Here is an 18,558-nt window from a genome sequence, read left to right as displayed (position 1 = left end):
AGGTACTCGCGGCCCGACAATCCGTGGAGATGACGATCATGCAGTCCCTGTTCAATGGCAATTCCCTGCGAATGAAGCTCTGGCGGCCCGGCGCTCTGGCGGCGGCGACCCTGTGCGCCTGCGTCGACGATGTCGAGCAGGACGGCGACCTCGACCTCGTCGACGTCGAGGCCGAAGCCGAGGACCCGGACGGCGCGCCCGAGGGCCTGCCCGACGGCCACGAGCACGGCCGCGAGTACACCAGCGAGGACGCGCCGGCGGCAGGGATCAGCTGCGCCGAGTCGAGCGCGACCGGCTACGTCGACGGCGCGCCGTTCCAGATCTCCCTGGTCACGGTCGACGGCGAGCCGGTCCAGATCGCCACCGCGAACGCGTTCTACGTCATGCAGCAGGCCGCGGCGCAGGCCGGAGTGCACATCACGGTGGGGAGCGGCTTCCGCACGATGGCGGAGCAGGAGTACTTCTGGAACTGCTATCAGACCTGTTCGTGCAACAATTGCAACATCGCCGCCAAGCCCGGCTTCAGCAATCACCAGAGCGGGCACGCGCTCGACCTCAACACCTCGTCGTCGGGGGTGCTCGCGTGGCTCAACGCGAACGGGGCGAACTACGGGTTCAAGCGCACGGTGCCGAGCGAACCGTGGCACTGGGAGTGGTGGGGCGGCGGCCCGGGCGGGGGCCCGTGCGGCGCGCCGCCGGAGCCGCCGGAGCCGCCGAAGCCGCCGCTGCAGCGGGCCAGCCAGTCGAGCCACCGCGACTACGACGGGGACGGGGCGGACGACATCTTCTGGTACCAGGCGGGCGAGGGCGCCGATCCGCTGTGGCTGGGCAAGGAGGTCGGCGGGTTCACGCAGACGTTCGCGCCGAACGTGCAATCGCTGTACTTCACGGTGGCCGGCGACTTCAACGGCGACGGCCGCGGCGACGTGTTCTTCTACGCGCCGGGCGAGCTGCCGGAGGCGATCTGGAACGGCACGGCGAGCGGCGGGTTCACCAAGTCGACGCCGAAGACCAGCGGCGGCGCGGTGTTCAACGTCGGCGGGATGGACTACCAGCCGATCGCGGGCGACTTCAACGGCGACGGCTTCGATGATGTGTTCTGGTACGCGCCCGGCGGGGCCGACGACTTCGTGTGGTACGGGCTCGGCGGCAACAAATTCAATAACACCGCGATCACGGTCGACGGCAACTACCTGCCGGTGGCCGGCGACTTCGACGGCGACGGCCGCACCGACATCCTGTGGTACGGCGGGCCCGAGCTGCCAGAGGCGGTGTGGTACGGGCGACCGAGCACCACCGTGCAGTTCGACCGGGTGACCACGAATAACGTGGCGGGCCTGTACCTGCCGTTCGCCGGCGACTTCAACGGCGACGGGCGCGACGACATTTTTTGGTACGCGCCGGGCGAAGTGTCCGACAGCCTGTGGAACGGGACGGCGTCGCGCAGCTTCAGCCACAGCACGCCGAAGCGGCCCGACGGGACGGCGTGGAACGTGATCGGCGGGTTCGAGGCGGTGCCCGGCGACTTCGACGGCGACGGCGACACGGACATCGTGTGGTACGGACCCAGCGGCGACAACGACAGCGTGTGGTACGCGACGGGGGGCAATCGCTTCGAGTCGGGGCTGCTGAGCGTGTCGGGGAATTACAATCCGGTGTGAACGGGTGGGGCGGGGGGCCTGCGAGGCGAAGGTCGCAGGCCGTCCGGCTGGGGTCGCACAGGGCACGATGCGGCCCCGCGCCGGCCGTCGCCGCGGAAGTTCGCCATGTCCCGCGGACGACGCGGTTGATCCGGCGAGCGATCGCGCCGACAATTGCAGGCTCGATGCTCCCCCCTCCGAGATCGCTCGCACTCGTGCTGCTCATCGCCTGCAACGGCCCGCCGCCGGCGACGAAGCCGATTGCCGCCGCCGCTGAGCTCGCCGCGGCACCCGTGTCCGCGCCGGCCGTCGTCGAACCGACCGCCCTCACCGACGACCAGCAGCGACGCGACGCCGCCTACGAGGCGCTCGCACGCACGGTCGTCGACGCGTATGCCAACTGGATCGGGTGGTACTCGCCCCTGATCGCCAACTGGTCGCCCGACGGCACCCAGTTTCTGTTCGGCTCGTTGCGAGACGGCACCCCGCAGATCTACGCTGGTGATCCGGGCAGGCCGGCAGACCCGCCGCGTGCGATCACCTCGGGACCGGAGCGCGCGAGCTGGGCCTCCTTCACCAGGGACGGCAAGCACATCCTGTTCCTGCGCGACAACCAGGGCGACGAGAACTACCACATCTGGCGGATCGACGCCGATGGCTCGTCGCAGATCGACCTGACCCCGGATGAGTCGCAGATGATCCTCGAGCCGATGCTGCCGCGGGAGCGGCCCGACATGCTGGTCTACTCGACGCTGGCGCTGCCCGGGTCCGGGACCGGGAGCCGCGTCCTCGTGCAGAACATCACCGGCGGCCCGCCCCGGCTGGTGTTCTCCGCCCCGACCAGCGGGTCGCTCGGCGGGGTCACGCCCGACGGCGCGCGCGCGTTGTACTTCGAGGCCCCGGCACCGCACGACACCGTGTTGCTCGAGCTCGAGCTCGCGGCCGGGACCTCGCGGCGGATCTACCCGCCCGCGGGCAAGCTCGCCGCCGTCCACACCGCCGCGTACTCGGCCGACGGGGCGCGGATCCTCGTCACTACGGACGAGGGCGCCGAGTCGTCGTCGCTGCTCGCGCTCGACGCCAGGAGCGGCGAAGAGCTCGCCCGCTACACCCATTCGTCGCCGCCCAGCGCGCGGCTGGGGGTGCTGGTGTCGCCGACCGGCGACCACGTGATCATCAACATCGACGCCGGCAATCACTCCGCGCTGCGCGTACTCGACGCGCGCACGCTCGCGCTGGTACGGCCGATCGAGGCGCCGCTCGCCCAGGTGTGGAGCGGCGCGTTCCGCCCAGACGGGAAGGAGTTCTCGGTCCTGATCTCGCGGCCCGATCACCCGCCTGACCTCTTCGCGGTCGACCCGTCGCGGGACGACCTCCGCCCGCTGCGCGACGATCCGCGCCCGGGGCTGGCGGGCTTACCCGCGGTGACCGCGACGATCGCCGAGGTGCCCGCGCACGACGGGCTGACGATCCCGATCAATGTCTACCTGCCCGCGACGGGCCCCGACCAGCCGGTGGCGCGGCGGCCGACGCTGGTGATGTTCCACGGCGGCCCCGCGTGGAGCAGCGAGATCCGCTGGGACGAGTTCGTCCGGTTCTTTTCGGCGCTGGGGTACGCGGTGCTCGAGCCCAACGTGCGCGGCTCGACCGGCTTCGGCCGCGCGTACGAGATGGCCGACAACCGCGAGAAGCGGGCCGACTGGCTGAAGGACCTCGAGACCGTGAATGCGTGGACCCGGGCACAGCCGTGGTGCGATCCGGCGCGTGTGGCCGTGTGGGGCGCGAGCTACGGCGGCTATACGACGCTGATGGCGCTGACCCGCCACCCGACGTCGTGGCGCGCGGGCGTGGACGTGTTCGGCGTCGCCGACCTGAAGACCTTCCTGCGCACGACCGCCCCGGCGGTCCGCAACGGCCTCGAAGTCGAGTTCGGTAACCTCGAGCGGGACGCCGCGCTGCTCGAAGAATTCTCCCCGATGCGCGACGTCGACAAGATCGTCGCGCCGTTGTTCGTCTACGCGGGCCAGAACGACCCGCGGGTGCCCCGCAGCGAGTCCGACATGATCGTCCAGGCGCTGCGCCAGCGCGGAATCCCGGTCGAGTACATGGTCGCCTTGGACGAGGGGCACTCGTTCGACCGCCGCGAGAACAAGATCGAGCTGCTCACGCGCACGGCGCGGTTCCTCGCCGACGCGATGCCGCCCTGACGGCAGCGCGAGCACCGGCGGGACGACGCTCGTCCTCGACGTCGGTAGCGGCGACGACCTCGGCCCGCTCCAGCCTGAGGGCTGCAAGGGGAAGATCGATTTTCTGTTCGTGATCTCGCGCTTCGACTTTATGGACGCGGTTCAGCGCAGCTCGCCGACGCGGTCCCGAAGTTCCTCGAGACAATTCAGACCAAGTTCGCCGACTTCGACTATCACATCATGGTCGTGAGGGGCGACCCGCTGTGGGGCTCCCAAGACTGCACACCGCCTTGTTCCGTACCCCAGTGCAAGGTCGGCGACCCGTGTTGCCCGTACGGTCCTTACTGTGTCAACGACGTGTGCGTGAAGAAAGGGGTCGCCTGTCGCTCTGGACCCTCCGAAGCGGGTCGCGCGGCACTGACGGCGCTTGGGGATTCGCGTTTCGCAGGCGCGACCATCGGGACTCCCGCCCCGGCCGCCCGGCGCGGTGACGGTGAGCGGGGTGGCCCAGGCGGTCGCTCGCCGGCACCGGCGGTCGGGACCACGCGTGCCAGGCGCAAAGTCCCGGTCTGCTACGGCCGTCTGCTTGCGCCCGGCAGGGTGCGGGCCATGGATGAGTATGCATCATGCAATCCACCCCATCTCTAGCGCTCGCACTGTTCTTCGCGCCCGCCGCCACCGAACTAAAGGCGCAGACAACCAAACTTGATCGTGCTCTTCAACGCCGTCCACGTGCCGGAGCCGCACGTGCGACACACCGTCAACCGAGAAGTGCGCCTCGGCGACGCCATTCCACAGGTCGAGCTGCAACTCGCCGGGGACCCCGGATTCTTGGAAGCGAAACTGGGCTGTGATAGCAAGACCGCCGCGCTCCACTCGCTGAAGCTCAACCGACAACTCGTCAGGACGCGCCTGCTCGATCTCCTGGAATGCATCGCCGTCCGCCGTCGCCGACGATTCACGATGAACTCGCGCGTGGCGCTCCGGACGTCATGCTCGTCTTCTGGGCCGTCTTGCTTGACTCGCGGATCTACGCGCAGGTTGGAGAATGGCTGAGCACGCTGCCGCCTGACCCGCTCCAAAAGAACCCGGCATGCTCTGTGTTCAAGTGGGGGATGAAGGGAGTGTTGGCTCTCGCTGGCGCGGCATGTTGCAGTGGATCCTTTGGCTTTGCCTGTCCGACCTGTACCCTGGGAGGTTTAGCCGCTGCCGATTACGTTGACGGTATCGATTGCAACAAGGAGTGCAACCCGACTGCCCGTTGGGATAGGCAACCATGAAAACGCCCGCACTACGCGAACACGAAGAGGAACCAGCCCGCCTTGACCAGCCGCAGCCGTTAGGCTTCTTGCCTACGCTCGCCTTTTGGAAGCGGCCGGACGTTGGGAAGATCGTGGGACCCTGGCTCGGTACCTTCGTCTTCTTATGGTTGATGATCTTCGGCATGTTCGTAGTCCAATGGACACCCATATGGGTGAGTGCTCTGCTCGGGGGTGTGGGCCCCTTTCTGTTCATCGCGGTGCTTGAGCACTACCTACGGGCCCGACTCCGGCACCGAGCTCTTGGTGCGAAGCCCTTGGCTAACTCGCTCCCGCCTGCAGGCGGCCACGGTGAGACTGCCACCCCGCGCGCTCGGGAAGACGCGTAAGTGCCATGCTCGACCGCGGGGCCGGTGCCCCGCGCGCTCAAGCTGGGCGCCGGGATCGTTGAACAGGGTGCTGAGCTGCGGCCGGTTCGGAACGTCATCGTTCGATTTCGACGGCGACGGTCGCGGCGATTTATTTTTTAACGTGCCGGGCGAGCCGCCGGAGGCGATCCGGAACGGCACGGCAAGCCGCCGCGAGCAGGGTCTTTGGTTTATGTCCGATAAGTCATGTCGTCGCTCGATCCGCGAGCCCTGCGAGGCAGGGCGGGGTGGTCGGTCCCACGTCAGCGCGGCGAAGCGCCGGTCCGCGGCCGTCCGCGGAGCGCCGGCCCGGCCGGCCGCGACGCCCGGGGAGGCTGATCATTGTGTTGGTGGTTGGGACCCGCGGTCGTCGGTTCGTAGACGCTCCGCGCGCCATGGGCTACCTTTTAAAACATGAGGCCACGGTCCCGGCCCCTCCTCGCCATCGGTCTCGCGCTGGCCTGCCAGCCATCGCAGACCGACACGTCACCGTTCACCACGGCGCCGCCGATCCCGGCCACCTCCGACCCGGGCACCAGTTCCTCGAGCGGCGGCTCGACGTCGACGACGGGCGGCGAGCTGTCGACCGGCTCGGGCAGCGGCAGCGCGAGCCCCGGCGGGACGACGCTCATCCTCGACGTCGGCAGCCGAGACGACCTCGGCTCCGTCCAGCCCGAGGGCTGCAAGGGGAAGATCGACTTCCTGTTCATGATCTCGCGCCACGACTACATGGACGCGGTCCAGGCCCAGCTTGCCGACGCGGTCCCGAAGTTCCTCGAGACGATCCAGAGCAAGTTCGCCGACTTCGACTACCACATCATGGTCGTCAAGGGCGATCCGCTGTGGGGCTTCTCGAATTGCGACGCGGAGTGTCCTGGCCCCTTCACCGCGAAGTGCCCGGCCGGAGACGACTACCCGTGTGAGATGGTCGGCAAGGTCCCCGAGTGCGACACGACCTGGGGCGCGGGCGCGGTGTTCAACGCCGGCGAGAACGCCCCCAACAAGCCCTGCGAGATCGCGGACGGCCGCCGCTACCTGACGCGGGACACGCCTGACCTGTCCGAAAGTTTCGCCTGCATCGCCAAGGTCGGCACGGACGGCGGCGACCTGCTCGGCGAGGCACTGGTCCACGCGGTGAGCCCGGAGCTGAACGGCCCCGGCGGCTGCAACGAGGGCTTCCTCCGCGATGACGCGCTGCTCGTCGCCACGCTCGTCACGTGGACCATCGATGGCAACTCGGAGGGTACACCCGCCGACTGGGCGCAGGCGATCGTGGACGCCAAGGACGACGAGGAGTCCGTGGTCATGTTCAGCATCGGCGGCGTGCAGGACGGCGAGAAATGTCAGCCGTATAACCGGATCTGTCAGCTCATGAAGCTGTTCCCCTACACGTACTCGATTCGCCCGGATGAGCCGGACTACGGGCCGGGGTTCGACGAGGCGACAGACCTCGTCGAAGCCGCCTGCTCGAAGTTCATCCCGCAGTAAAGCCCCCACCGTGGGCTGTCGTCACTGCGCTCAAGGGTTGACGAACGCGAACGCCGGGTAGCCGCCCGCGCCGGTTCCGGCGCCGACCACGACGCCCGGGGCGGCCACGACCGCGAACGCGATGTGCAGGCCGGCTTGCTTCCCCTTCGCGAAGGTCCATGCGGGCGCGTAGTCGCCGGGCACATAGCCCTGCAGAAGAAACTGTGTATTGCCGGTGCCGAGGGCCCCGGCGATGACGGCGTACCCCGCCGGACTCCACGTGAGGCCGAACGGAACCGAGACGTCCGCGGGGAGCGTCACTGGCGGAAACGCGAGGTCGCCACCGGGCTCGTAGATCCACAGCTCCGGCTCCCGGTCACCCATGTCCTCGCTGGTGTAGAGCCCGACGACGGCGCGGCCCTGATCGTCGATCGCCAGAACACTTGCGCCTCCCTGTGTCGTGTTGCCGGGTCCAAGCCCCGGCACCGTCCAGTGCGCCTCGCCTTGGTTGTCAAGCTCGAGCAAGAACGGCCTCTTGCGGTAAGGGACCTCGAAATCTTCCTCGTGCTTCCCGTACACCTCACCGACGAGGACGATCTGCTCGCCGCGGAACGTGCAATCCATCACGGTCTCGTCGAACATGTGCGGCTCCTCGTCAGGTGGAAGCCGGTAGTCGAGCTCGCTCGTCGGCCCGTTGAGCGTCCAGACCCGCCCGTCGATCTTGTCCATCAGCCCTGGCGACGGAGCTGTGCCGCAGACGACTCGCTTCCCGTTCGCGTCACGGGCGAGGGCGTTGGCTACCTCGTCTTTCTCGCCCGTGCGGAGGACGGTCGGCGCCTGCCCCCACGCCATGGACGCCACACGCCAGCGCGGCCCGTCGCCGCCGGTGACCGAGACGAGCAGATCGATCGTCTCCCCGTGGGTCTCGATGTCGACCGCAGTGCAGGGGTACTCCGGGAACAGGACCTGCACGTCGGCGCCGCTGTAGCTCCCGTCGAGGTTGCGGCGGTGCATGTAGCAGCGCGGGGTGTTGCCGTCGTACAGCGTGCCGAGGCCGACGATCGCGTCGTCGCCGAGGACGGCGAGCGCGTCTACCTGGCCAAGGCCGTCGTCCGGGATCACGTCCCACAGGACCTCGGAGCCGGCCTCCGGGAGCGCCACCGTGTAGTGGCCGATCTCGGTCGCGCCCTCGACCTGATCCTGGCGCGGCACCATGCTCGCCTCATGTGTCCCATTGGACAGGCCGCTGAGGATCTCGATGGCGCCGTGGAAGTGCTCGTCGGGCCCCTTGGACAGCTCGACCGACTCGAAGCCGGGGCGGTCCATGCGGACCTGGTCCGCGTTCTCGGCGACGACCTCGACGTTGATGATCCCGACCTGCTCAAGCGGGTCGGGCGTGAACATCACCGACAGCACAGCCGGCACCACCGGGTCACCCGTCGTGCTGGGCGTGGTCGTGGCCGTGGCCGTGGGCGTCGTTTCGCCATCGCTGGTGACGGTCAGGACCTCGCCGGTCGGCGGCATCGGATCGCCACCGGTGCTCGTGGCAGTCGCGCCGGATGAAGTGGTGCACAGGTCGTAGTCGGCGCAGTGCGCGACCTCCGGGATCGGGCAACCAGCGAGGCAGAACGGGGCGAGCAGGGTCAGGAAGCGGGGGAGCGTGGACATCGGGCCTCGGGAGAGCACGTCAGAAGCGAGCGTGGAGGACGAGGCCCCCGGGTGCGGGCAGGAGAGCGGCGCGGGACGTTGCACGCGCGAGGCGCTTTGCACCGATGCCGGTCAGCACTGCACCGACGACGAGGGCGCTCCCGCCGATGACCGCGGTCGTGAGCATCGGTGCCTGCAGCCGATGATAGTCACGGGCGAGAGCGGCGCTCTGGTCGGCCACTGCGCCGGGGCCAATAGGGCCATTCGCTTCGTACAGAGCGGCGGCCTCGCGCCAGATGTCGAGCATGCGGCCGCCCAGGACGCCGGCGGCGGTGGCGAGACCAAGACCGACGCCGAGGGTCACGCCTCCGGCGATCATCAGCTCGCGGCCCCGCCGCAGCGTGGTCGATGGGGCTGCGGGTGGGCGTCCCGTCATCGGCAGCAGGGCGTCGACGTCAGGTTCATCCGCCTGCGACTCGCGCGGCTGGATCGGTGCGGCTTGTGAGCCGGCAGACTCGCTGGCAAGGGAGTCTGTCGGGCCGACGGGGGTCTCGGCGGGCGGCTTGTCCGGGGCACAGGTGACACGGGCCCGCTCGATCCTGTCGACGTCCCTGGCCTCGATCTCTGTCCATGCCGCGCGCTCCTCCGAGTCCGCGAACGGCCCGTTCGCCAGCAGCTCGCGGGTCAGCGCGAGGGCGCGGCAAAGGTGCTCGGCCTCGCCGGTCGTTCCGTGAAGAGCGATCAGGCTGTCGTGCGCGCCGTGAAGTGCGTCCGGGCGGTGGACGCTCGAGTCGGCGGCTCGCTCGAGGAAGAGGTCGAGCGCCTTGCGGAAGTCTCCGGCGTGAAGGCCGCGTCGGCGGCCTCCTGCGAAGGCGGCGCGAGCATCGTCAGAGCGAGCGTGAAGCGCGTCAGCATGACGGGCTCTTACGTAGCACCAAAGAAGACGTGGCGGCGGGGGGTCTCGGCACGGATGTGGTGGCTGGCGAGCGCCTCGCGGATACACCGCGCGGGTGGCGAGTCCGACGGGACGTTGAACTCGACAGGCTCGCCGGGCGCCAGAGTCACGACCACGCGGCGAGTCTTTTCCCCGGCAGCCTCGAGGCACCTGCGCGCGCTCGTCTCGGCGTCGTGCATGCGGGCCTCCCAGGTCCTGGCAGGGGGCGAGGTCGGGGCTGTCGACGGCTTGCGCGGTCGGGGCGTGTTCGTCGGCGCAACGCTCGCCTGTGGGCTCGTGCGGGTCTGTGGGTTGAGGTCCTGCGGAGCCGAGGTCTCGGGTTCCGCGGTCGGGTGCTTCGCGACCGGGGCAGCGTCAAGCGCAGATGCAGTGGGGGGCGACGTCGCTTCGCGGATCGATGGGGAAACCGTGGGCTCTAATTCCTTGCGTTCGGTCGTCGGCTCGATTGACGGTTCCTCGCGCGACGCGACCGTGAGCCGGATCATCACGGCCGCGGCGATGGTGATTGCCACCGCGAGCAGAGCAGCTTGCCACCCATGGCGACCTGCCGGGGTTAGCATTGCCACGTCCGCACGCCCCAAGTCACGCGGCGGAGCGTCGTCAGCCAGGTGGTCGAGCCGCGGTCAGCCTTGCCTGATGCATTGGCGGCAGGAGGGGTCCGCGACGCCGTTGAGGTGGATCGGGACGGCGCACAGCTCCGGGACGGTGACCATCAAGGTGAAGGCGTCGAGCGGGTTGCCCTCGAGGTAGATGTCGTCGCACTCGCTGAGCCACGGGTCGTCCGCGATCACGGCGATCTGCGTGATGTCGTTGTCGCTGACCTCGACGGTCTGGAGCACCTGGTAGGCGGCGAGCGGCGCGAGGTCGGCGATCGCGTTGCCGCGCAGCGACAGCGACAGGAGGGTGGCCGTGGCGAACTCGGGGACGACCTGCAGGTCGGCGGAGTCGGCTTCGAGGCGGTGCAGGGTCGGGTGGCTGGCGAGGGCGTCGAGGTCGCCGCCCAGGGGGTTGTACGACAGGGAGAGCAGGCCGAGCGCGGGCGCGCCGAGGAGCGGGGCGAAGTCGACGACGGCGTTGTCGTCGAGGTCGAGCTCGTACAACTTCGGGAGGGCGAGCGGGGCGAGGTCGACGATGTGGTTGTGATCGAGGTTGGTGATGTAGAGAGCGCCGAGGCTCGCGAGGGGGCCGATGTCGACGACCTGGTTGTCGGTGAGGTCGAGGTGCGCCAGCGCGGACAGGCCGGCGAGGGGGGCGAGGTCGACGATCGCGTTGTGATCGAGGTGGAGCGCAGTGAGCTGGGTGAGGCCGGCGAGCGGGGCGAGGTCGACGATCGCGTTGGTGCGCAGGTGCAGCTCGCCGAGCTGGGGGAGGCCGGCGAGCGGGGCGAGGTCGACGATCGCGTTGTCGTCGAGCCGGAGCTCGCCGAGCGCGGTCATGCCGGCCAGGGCGGAGATGTCGCCGATCTGGTTGTCGCTCAGGTCGAGCCGGGTGAGGTTGACGAGCGGGGCGAGCTCGCCGATGTCCTGGTAGCCGCAGCCGAGCAGCGACAGCGACTCGAGGGAGACGACCTGTCCGAGGCCTGCGAGGTCGGCCGCGGGAGTGTCGGAGGCGCGAAGCCTGCGCAGCGGCAGGCCGGCGAGCGGGGCGAAGGCGGTGAGCGGATTGCGGGCGACGTCGAGCTCCTCGAGGTTGACGAGCCCGGCGAGCGGGGTGAGGTCGGTGACGAGGTTGCTGCTGAACGAGAGCACGGTGAGGCCAGTGAGGCCGGCGAGCGGGGCGAGGTCGGTGACCTCCGCGTTGTCGAACTCGAGGTCGGTGAGGCCGGTGAAGCACTCGAGGCCGGCCAGAGAGGTCACGTCGTTGGAGGTGTGGAGGACCGCCAGAGATTCGGCGGCCTCGACGGGGATCGGGCCCTCGGGAATTTTTAAAAGCCAGCGGACGGACTCTTCGATGGACGGGTCGGCGAGGACGATCTCGCTGCACGAGGCGGCCGGGCCCGTGGTGGCGGTGGTGGCGGACGAGGAATCGGTGGTGTCGTCGGTGTCGGTGGTGCCGGTGACGGTGGCGGGCTGGCCAGTGGTGGGCTGCGCGGAGTCGGTGGCAGAGTCGCCGGTGGTGCCCTGGCTGTCGGAGCCGCCGCCGGTGCCGGTGGTCGTCCCCGCGGTGCCGCTGCTCTCGGTGTCGCTGGCAGTGTCGGGGCCGCAGGCGAGGAGCACGGCGAGGACGAGGAGCGGACGACGCATGCGATCAGGGTGCCGGAACGGGAGCGCCTGTCCATCGCGGCTCGGCCCGCGAGCTCACTGCCGCGCCGGCACGGAACGCGGCGATGCCGGCGGGCCGGCCAGGCGCGCCCGACGGGAGTCTTCGCGGAGCCGGCGTCGGTGCAGGTGGGAGGGGGACCGTCGGCCCACGGGGGTCGATGCGCGGGGCGGCGGCGCTCGTCGGGGGCGATCTTCGGACCGGTCGTCTTCGCGGTCGCTCGCGCCTTGAGGACGAGCCGGAGCAGCTCGGCGAGCAGTCTGATGATTGCGAATGCGAGGGCTGCCGCGGGCGATCGGTCTGCGCGAGCCGGAGGATTCGTCGGACTCGAGGCGGCCTGTCCGATGAGCCAGCCATGGGCATACCGCCTTTGCGAGGCCGCTGCAGACGGGTGGGCGCTCCCGGACGACACCAGTGGTGGCGCGACGGAGACGAGCAGTCTGGTGAATGACAGCTCCGTCGTGATTCGGCCGCGGAGAAATTGCATCGGCAAGGGCCTCCGTCCGCGAGGGGGTCGTGGCACACCAGGCCCGGCGGTGGTGCGGTCGGGGCCGGTGGTGCGCCTTGCGAGGCCTGCGCCGTCGCGCCTCGGGTGATCTCGCTTCAAACTATGCGTATTCCCCCCGTGCGTGTTTCATGGCAGCGTCCGCGCGATCGACCCGCCCCAGCTCCGTGCGTGCTCGCAGCGCGCCGCTGATCGGGTGGTCGAGGCTGCTGGTGACTCTGTGGGGTTGTTCGATCGTGCTGTCGGCCGTGATGCGCTCGCTGGTGGTGCTCGGGCTGCTGGCGACCGCGAGCACGGCTCTGGCCCTGCAGGCGCTGCGGGCGGTCGGGCGGGCGCGGCGGGCCGAGGCGGAGCGTGATGGGCTCGCGGACGAGGCGCGGCGCTGGCGGGCGGTGGTCGACGCGGCCGAGCAGGCCATTGCGACCGTGACCCGCGACGGGGCCGTGACGAGCTGGAGCGCCGCGGCCGAGCGGCTGTACGGCTGGCGCAGCGACGAGATCGCCGGGCGGTCGCTGCTCGAGGTCGTGGCGCCCGAGCGGCGCGCGGAGCTGTCGGCCAGGCTGGCGCGGGGGGTCGGGCGCAGCGGGGTGAGCTTCGCGGACGTCGGGCTCCACCGCGACGGCAGCCGGATCGAGGTGGCGGTGACGCTGGTGCCGCTGCCCGGCGCGCGGGGCCAGGGCGCGGGGGTGGCGGTGCTGTGGCGCGACGCGCGGGAGACGAACTCGCTGCAGGCGACCTGCCGCCAACTCGAGCGGGACTACGACGAGCTGGTCGAGCACGCCGACGACGGGGTGTTCCTCGCGGACCACGACGGTCGGCTGCTCCGGGTCAACCAGGCCGGGGCGCGCCTGCTCGGGGCCTCGCCCGCCGAGCTGGTCGGTCAGCCGCTGGCGGCTTTTCTGGCCGACGACGAGGCGCAGCGGTTGGCGAGCGTGCGCGCGGCGCTGGTGCCGGGCGAGCCGCACGTCGGCGAGTACCCGCTGCGACGGCGCGACGGCAGCCGGCAGGTGGCCGAGCTGCGGATGATCCTGCTGTGCGACGGGCGCGTGCAGAGCTTCGTCCGCGACCTCGGCGGGCGCGAGACGGTCCACGCCGAGCTCGCCCGGGCGCACGCGGAGGAGCGCGGGCTCCGGGTCCAGCTCGAGTCGCTGACCCAGGCGACCTCCGCGATCACCGATGCGGTCGCGCGGATCCCCGAGACCGACCTCGACGCAGTCCTCCTGGTCGTGTTGCTGCAGGCGCAGACGCTGACTCAGGCCCGCTACGCCGCGCTGGGCCTCGGCACCGACCCGACGCGACCGTTCGAGCGGTGGGTCTTCGCCGGCATGACCTCGGAGCAGGCCGAGCGGATCGGTCGCGTGCCCCGGCCCGTGGGATTGCTCGGCGCGGTGGCCCTGCAGGCCCGCGCGGTGCGCCTGCGCGACATCGCCGAGAGCCACGAGCGCATCGGCTTCCCGCCCGGGCACCCGCCGATGCACAGCTTCCTCGGGGTGCCGATCCTCTACGAGGGGCGCAGCCGCGGCAACCTCTACCTCGCCGACAAGCAGGGCGGCGGCGAGTTCACCGCCGAAGATCAGCAGGCGCTCGAGCTGCTGGCGGCGCGCGCCGGGACTGCGCTCGAGACGGCCCGGCTCTACCACGAGACGACGCAGGCGACGACGTGGCTGCGCGGCGCGATCGACGGCATCCCCGAGGCGGTGATCCTCGTCGATGCCGGGGGACAAATTTCCTTCAACGCGGCCGCCCGCGAGTTCGCGCCGGCCGAGGAGGCGAGCGCGCCGTCGCGGCTGCCGCTGTACGAGTCGACGGGCGCGCCGCTGGCCGACGACGAGCTGCCGCTGTCACGGGCGCTGCGCGAGGGGGTGACGACGATCGGCATGGAGTGCGTCGGGCAGACGCGGAAGGGCCAGAGAGTGCCGCTGCTGGCCAGCGCGTCGCCGCTGCGCGACGAGCACGGGCGCCGGGTGGGGGCGGTATGTGTCCTTCGGGACATCTCGTCGCTCAAGGAGATCGAGCGGCTGCGCGAGCAATGGACCGCGGTGGTGGCCCACGAGCTGCGCCAGCCGGTCCAGATGATCCACGCGTGCGCGCGGACGATCGAGCGCGCCGGGGCGAGCGAGCGCGACCCACTGACCGCGAAGTCGGTGGGGCGGATCCTCGCGGCCGCGGGGCGCCTCGAGCGGATGATCAAGGACCTGCTCGACGCGGCGCGCATCGAGGCCCGGCAGCTGTCGCTGCGCCGCGAAACGATCGACGTCGGGGCGGTGCTCGCGGAGGTGGTGGCGCGGCTGGCCGACACCACCGACCGCTCGCTGCGGCTCGACGTCGCCCCGGGGCTGCCGCCCGTCCGCGGCGACGCGGTTCGCATCGAGCAGATCGCCGAGAACCTGCTGACGAATGCGCTCAAATACGGCGACCCCCGCGGGCCGATCGTGGTCGAGGTGCGACCGCACGGGCACGAGGTGATGGTGTCCACCATCAACCAGGGCCAGCGCCTGCTGCCCGCCGAGATCGACTGCCTTTTTAAACGATTCTACCGCTCGCGCGCGGTCGCGGCGGTCGAAGGGCTGGGCCTCGGCCTCTACATCGCGCACGGGCTCGTGGAGGCGCATGGGGGCCGGATCTGGGTCGAGAGCGGCGATACGAGCACGAGCTTTCGCTTTACGCTGCCGCTGGCGGAGGCGGGCGGGGAAGATGGGGAGGGCGATGATTCGCGGCGGGCTCGGGAGAATCGCAATGGGGAGAGCGGCGATGATGATTCGCGGCGGGCTCGGGAGGGCAGCGATGCGCGGCGGGCTCGATAGGCGTCAGAAGCGGGCCTCGAACACGAGGCCCACGCGGCCGCGCGCCAGGGTCGGGACCAGGGCGATCTGGACCTCGCGGGCGGGCGCGTACTTGCGGTAGGCCAGGCCGTAGACGAGCATGCTCGAGCCGGCGACCACGCTCGACAGGCCGACCTGCAGCATGGCCCACGGGGTCGCCGAGGCGCGCGCCTCCTCGGCGAACTGCCAGCCGAGCCCGGCGGCGACGATGACGAGGCCGCTCGCGGTGGCCAGCCCGCCGAAGGAGATCCACGGCGTCGCGGCCGCGCGCGAGGTCCCGCGAGAGCCGCGAGCGCGGCCGTGGAGGCCGGCGCCGACGGTGAGGAGGCTGAGGCTCGCGGTGTTGAGGGCGACCGCGGCGAACAGGGTGGCAGGCAGGCGCGAGGGACATTCGAGGCAGCGCTCCAGGGCGGCCAGCTCGGGCGCGCCAGCGAGGCCGAGGCCGAGGCCGGTCGCGCCCGCGAGCGCGCCGGCTGCCAGCCACGCGGCGCCCGTCGCCCGCTCCGGCTGCTCGTCGGCGATCGGGGCCGGCACGACCGGTTCGAGCTGCGGGGCCGAGGCCAGGGACAGGGCGAGCACGAGCGACATGGCGAAACCTCCGCGAGGCGGTCTCAGAAGGGGGCGGATGATTGCGACCCTCAGGCCATTCATGCCACGCGGCGGCCCGCGAGCCATCGTCGCGCGCAGCGGCGAGGCCGGCGCGCCGGCGGCGAACCTCGCACCCGCCGCTCGCACCCTCGCCCGGTGCGGCTCGCAACAAGGCGACCCGAGGGCCGCATTGACCTTCAAGACATGTCTATTCAAGCATGTTCGAGGAATCATGTCCTCGAGGACATGCATAAAGATGCTTTTATACTTTCAATCCACCTTGTCGTGACCTCATCGCTGAGCCGATCGACGATCGCCACCGCGCCGACTTCAGGATCCCCTCCCCGGGCCATCACCCGCGCTCCACAGCGCTGCGGTCCGCTCGCCGAGCGACGCTTCCGAGAGCGCAGCGAGGTTTCTGGCGAGCAGCTCCGCGATCACCCGGGCCGCTCGGCGGTAGAGGGCCGGGTCGAGGTCGACGAGGAGTACTCGCGCGCGGTCGAAGCGGAGCACGCCCGGCACATTCGAGGCTGCGGCCCCCGCCAGCGCGCCGGCGAGGATCTCGCCGGTCAGCGTGGCGCCGAGGGGGCGCCCGTCGACGACCTCGATGCGAAGCTGATCGCGGCCCGGCAGCAGCGACGCCCCGAGACAGGTGTAGCTCGCGCTCGTCCGGGTCTGCCACGCGTGCTGGAGCACGCACCGCCGCTCCGGGGCCGGCGTGCCGGCACGTCCTGTGAGCGTGGCGGTCCGGACCTCTCCGCCCCCGTAGGCGCCGCAGGTCCACGCGTCAGCGCCGTCATCGCCCGCGCCGCCAACCCAGACCCAGCCATGAGGAAAGGTCGCCCGCACCGAAACAATATATCAGATGGCCGACTGCCACGCTGCGGCCCGACGGCCGAGTCCGCGTGTTCGGGTGCGCGGATGATTTTTCGCGGACGCCGTCGCTGGCGAGCGCCTATGATCTCCTTGGATGCCAAGCTCCACGAGCGGGTGGCCGACCACCGCGCCGGTGCGGCCCGGGACGCCGAGGCCCGACGAGTCGGATGAGGATCTCAAGAGAACAGGTGCCTGATGCCGGTGTTTCGAATCTCGAAGTACGACCCGTCTCTTCGCGATGCTGGCGGGGCGTACACGCGTGAAGAGTGGACCAGTCATGGCGACATCGGGAAGGTGTTTGACGGCGCGGAGCTGACCCTCGCCGAGTATCTCGTCGTCGAGGCGAGATACCTCGAGCTCCTCGACAAGTTTCTCGGGTGGGGCCGCGTGAAAAAACTGAAGGTTTGCGGCATGGAGGTGAACGATCGAGCCTCCTTGCAGAGGTGTCGGGGTGATGCGAAGCAGGGCCTGTCCGAAGGGGTCTGGCTGGAGAAGGCCGAGATCCGTGAGGTGGCGAGGCTGGCCTTGCGTGAGGTGTTGTGGTGTCGGCTGGAAGGGCAAGAGTTCTATGTGCATTTTGGCTATGATTTCTACATGTATATCAGCGGCGTCGCGCTGAAGGGCGAGCCGCCGGCGGTCACGGGCTTGTTCGTCGAGACGAACTGTGAATCGCCTCATGGCAACGACGGGAGCTGAAGCATGCCCCCGGATCGGCTGCGCGGAACGTGCTCGAGTGCGACTGCGCGGCGAGCCGCGTCGTCGTGTCACGCCGGCAGCTCGAGCAGCTCGGGGTGGAGCAGCAGCTCCTCGATGCGGGCCGACAGGCGGGCCGCCTGCACCCCGTCGAGCATGCGGTGATCGAGCGTCGCGTGCAGCGGCAGCACCGGGCGGACCTCGATGCGGCTGTCGCCGTCGACCTCGACGATCCACGGGCGCGGCTTCACGGCGCCGACCAGCAGGAGGATGGGCCAGTGCGCCGGCGGGAACAGCGGGGCGTAGGCCCAGCGGACGCCGAACATGCCGAGGTTGGTGACCGCGGCCGAGCCGAACGGGTCGCGCGGGAAGCCGGGGACGTGGAGGCCGAGGCGGTATTGCAGGACGTCGAGCGCGGCCTGGAGCGGGCGCAGCAGCGTGGGCGAGAGCGCGGCCAGGCGGCGACGTGTCGGCCCTAGCTGCGGATCGCTGCCCCGGCGGACCTTCGCCACGCGCTCGCCGAACTCGCGGGCGATGTCGGTGAGCGACTTGCGATCGGCGCCGCGGATGACCAGCCCCGTGAGGTCGCAGCCGCCGACCGGAGCGTGCGCGTCGGTCAGCGCGACCTGAAAGAAAATGTCGACGTCCTCGCGCGGGTAGAGCCGGCCGCGACGGACCAGAACGTGGAGCTCGGGGCGCTCGGCGAGGACGACGGCGAGCGCCCGGCCGACGAGGTGGGTGAGGGTGGCGCGCTCGCCGGTGCGGGCGTGCAAGGCTTCGAGGTGAGCGAGCGCGGCGGTGGCGTCGAGCTCGAGGGTGCCGCGGATCGATGGATCGCGCGGGTCGTCCCAGGTGGCGAGCGCGAGCCGGCGGAACAGCGAGAGCCCCGCGGCGGGCCGGGCTTTGAAATTGCGCATGTTTTTTCCAATGCGGGCAGTCGCCGCGCCGGGCCGCGCGACGCCTGCGGAGCGGTGACAGCCCGCGCGCAGGCCCGGAGCGGGGAGGCGGGGAGGCGTGAGCGGCGGCGGCGCCTCGCTGGTCTCGACTCGAGGCGTGCGCGTCCTCGCGGGCGTATGCGCGGCTCACCGGCCGCGACGGCGAGCAGGGGGGCCGCTGCGATCGGAGGGTGTACGGCGATTCGCTATGCCGCGATCCATCGCATGAATCTGCTGGGCCCGCGTCGGTCGGCGAATCGTGGGAGGCGGACTCTTGCGATTCATGGGGGCGCGAGCACGGTCGGCCGCTTGCGCGACG

Annotated in this window: 13 protein-coding genes; 6 read left to right on the top strand and 7 right to left on the bottom strand. The window is 70.5% G+C overall.

Annotated features, from left to right (window positions below):
* The first annotated feature begins 38 nt into the window (after positions 1-38).
* The 4 genes from OV090_RS45290 (at position 39) to OV090_RS45275 (ending at position 6,980) form a co-directional block, all read left to right on the top strand.
* Positions 39-1,661 (top strand): FG-GAP-like repeat-containing protein, encoded by a 1,623-nt coding sequence (locus tag OV090_RS45290; RefSeq protein ID WP_267711207.1) that lies wholly within the window; start codon positions 39-41, stop codon positions 1,659-1,661.
* A 194-nt stretch (positions 1,662-1,855) separates the two neighbouring features.
* Positions 1,856-3,847 carry a prolyl oligopeptidase family serine peptidase gene (locus tag OV090_RS45285; protein WP_267711206.1) on the top strand — a complete coding sequence of 664 codons (1,992 nt, stop codon included), beginning with the start codon at positions 1,856-1,858 and terminating at the stop codon, positions 3,845-3,847.
* A gap of 690 nt (positions 3,848-4,537) precedes the next feature.
* Entirely contained in the window at positions 4,538-4,882 is a 345-nt protein-coding gene (locus tag OV090_RS45280; RefSeq protein ID WP_267711205.1) for a hypothetical protein, read from the top strand.
* A gap of 1,024 nt (positions 4,883-5,906) precedes the next feature.
* Complete coding sequence (locus OV090_RS45275; RefSeq protein WP_267711203.1) at positions 5,907-6,980, top strand: hypothetical protein; 1,074 nt, start codon at positions 5,907-5,909, stop codon at positions 6,978-6,980.
* Between the two features lie 30 nt (positions 6,981-7,010).
* Here OV090_RS45275 and OV090_RS45270 read toward each other — a convergent pair whose 3' ends face one another.
* The 4 genes from OV090_RS45270 to OV090_RS45255 form a co-directional block, all read right to left on the bottom strand.
* Positions 7,011-8,627 carry a hypothetical protein gene (locus tag OV090_RS45270; RefSeq protein WP_267711202.1) on the bottom strand — a complete coding sequence of 539 codons (1,617 nt, stop codon included), beginning with the start codon at positions 8,625-8,627 and terminating at the stop codon, positions 7,011-7,013.
* Between the two features lie 19 nt (positions 8,628-8,646).
* On the bottom strand, positions 8,647-8,970 hold the full coding sequence (locus OV090_RS45265) for a hypothetical protein (protein ID WP_267711201.1): 324 nt from the start codon (positions 8,968-8,970) through the stop codon (positions 8,647-8,649).
* 560 nt (positions 8,971-9,530) lie between these two features.
* Positions 9,531-10,073, bottom strand: a complete 543-nt coding sequence (locus OV090_RS45260; RefSeq protein WP_267711200.1) for a hypothetical protein — start codon at positions 10,071-10,073, stop codon at positions 9,531-9,533.
* A gap of 111 nt (positions 10,074-10,184) precedes the next feature.
* Positions 10,185-11,804 (bottom strand): leucine-rich repeat domain-containing protein, encoded by a 1,620-nt coding sequence (locus tag OV090_RS45255; protein WP_267711199.1) that lies wholly within the window; start codon positions 11,802-11,804, stop codon positions 10,185-10,187.
* 688 nt (positions 11,805-12,492) lie between these two features.
* Here OV090_RS45255 and OV090_RS45250 point away from each other — a divergent pair.
* Positions 12,493-15,129 (top strand): PAS domain S-box protein, encoded by a 2,637-nt coding sequence (locus OV090_RS45250; protein ID WP_267711198.1) that lies wholly within the window; start codon positions 12,493-12,495, stop codon positions 15,127-15,129.
* Between the two features lie 3 nt (positions 15,130-15,132).
* Here OV090_RS45250 and OV090_RS45245 read toward each other — a convergent pair whose 3' ends face one another.
* Both OV090_RS45245 and OV090_RS45240 read right to left on the bottom strand, forming a co-directional pair.
* Positions 15,133-15,735 carry a hypothetical protein gene (locus OV090_RS45245; protein WP_267711197.1) on the bottom strand — a complete coding sequence of 201 codons (603 nt, stop codon included), beginning with the start codon at positions 15,733-15,735 and terminating at the stop codon, positions 15,133-15,135.
* A 330-nt stretch (positions 15,736-16,065) separates the two neighbouring features.
* Positions 16,066-16,584: a hypothetical protein gene (locus OV090_RS45240; protein WP_267711196.1), complete on the bottom strand. Its 519-nt coding sequence runs from the start codon at positions 16,582-16,584 to the stop codon at positions 16,066-16,068.
* A 222-nt stretch (positions 16,585-16,806) separates the two neighbouring features.
* On the opposite strand from OV090_RS45240, the gene OV090_RS45235 reads away from it, so the two are divergent.
* Positions 16,807-17,307, top strand: coding sequence for a hypothetical protein (locus OV090_RS45235; protein WP_267711195.1), 501 nt, complete (start codon positions 16,807-16,809; stop codon positions 17,305-17,307).
* Between the two features lie 68 nt (positions 17,308-17,375).
* On the opposite strand, the gene OV090_RS45230 is transcribed toward OV090_RS45235, so the two are convergent.
* Complete coding sequence (locus OV090_RS45230) at positions 17,376-18,221, bottom strand: 2-oxo acid dehydrogenase subunit E2 (protein WP_267711193.1); 846 nt, start codon at positions 18,219-18,221, stop codon at positions 17,376-17,378.
* Positions 18,222-18,558: the final 337 nt, after the last annotated feature.

Origin of the sequence: Nannocystis sp. RBIL2, assembly GCF_026626745.1 — a bacterium.
Lineage (GTDB): Bacteria > Myxococcota_A > Polyangia > Nannocystales > Nannocystaceae > Nannocystis.
The sequence above is the reverse complement of the archived record's forward strand: the minus strand, read 5'-3'. Positions and strand labels throughout refer to the sequence as shown.

Coding starts and splice junctions, on each gene's coding strand:
- OV090_RS45290 (WP_267711207.1), top strand. CDS start 39: ATGCAGTCCCTGTTCAATGGCAATTCCCTGCGAATGAAGCTCTGGCGG.
- OV090_RS45275 (WP_267711203.1), top strand. CDS start 5,907: ATGAGGCCACGGTCCCGGCCCCTCCTCGCCATCGGTCTCGCGCTGGCC.
- OV090_RS45270 (WP_267711202.1), bottom strand. CDS start 8,627: ATGTCCACGCTCCCCCGCTTCCTGACCCTGCTCGCCCCGTTCTGCCTC.
- OV090_RS45255 (WP_267711199.1), bottom strand. CDS start 11,804: ATGCGTCGTCCGCTCCTCGTCCTCGCCGTGCTCCTCGCCTGCGGCCCC.
- OV090_RS45245 (WP_267711197.1), bottom strand. CDS start 15,735: ATGTCGCTCGTGCTCGCCCTGTCCCTGGCCTCGGCCCCGCAGCTCGAA.
- OV090_RS45235 (WP_267711195.1), top strand. CDS start 16,807: ATGCCGGTGTTTCGAATCTCGAAGTACGACCCGTCTCTTCGCGATGCT.
- OV090_RS45230 (WP_267711193.1), bottom strand. CDS start 18,221: ATGCGCAATTTCAAAGCCCGGCCCGCCGCGGGGCTCTCGCTGTTCCGC.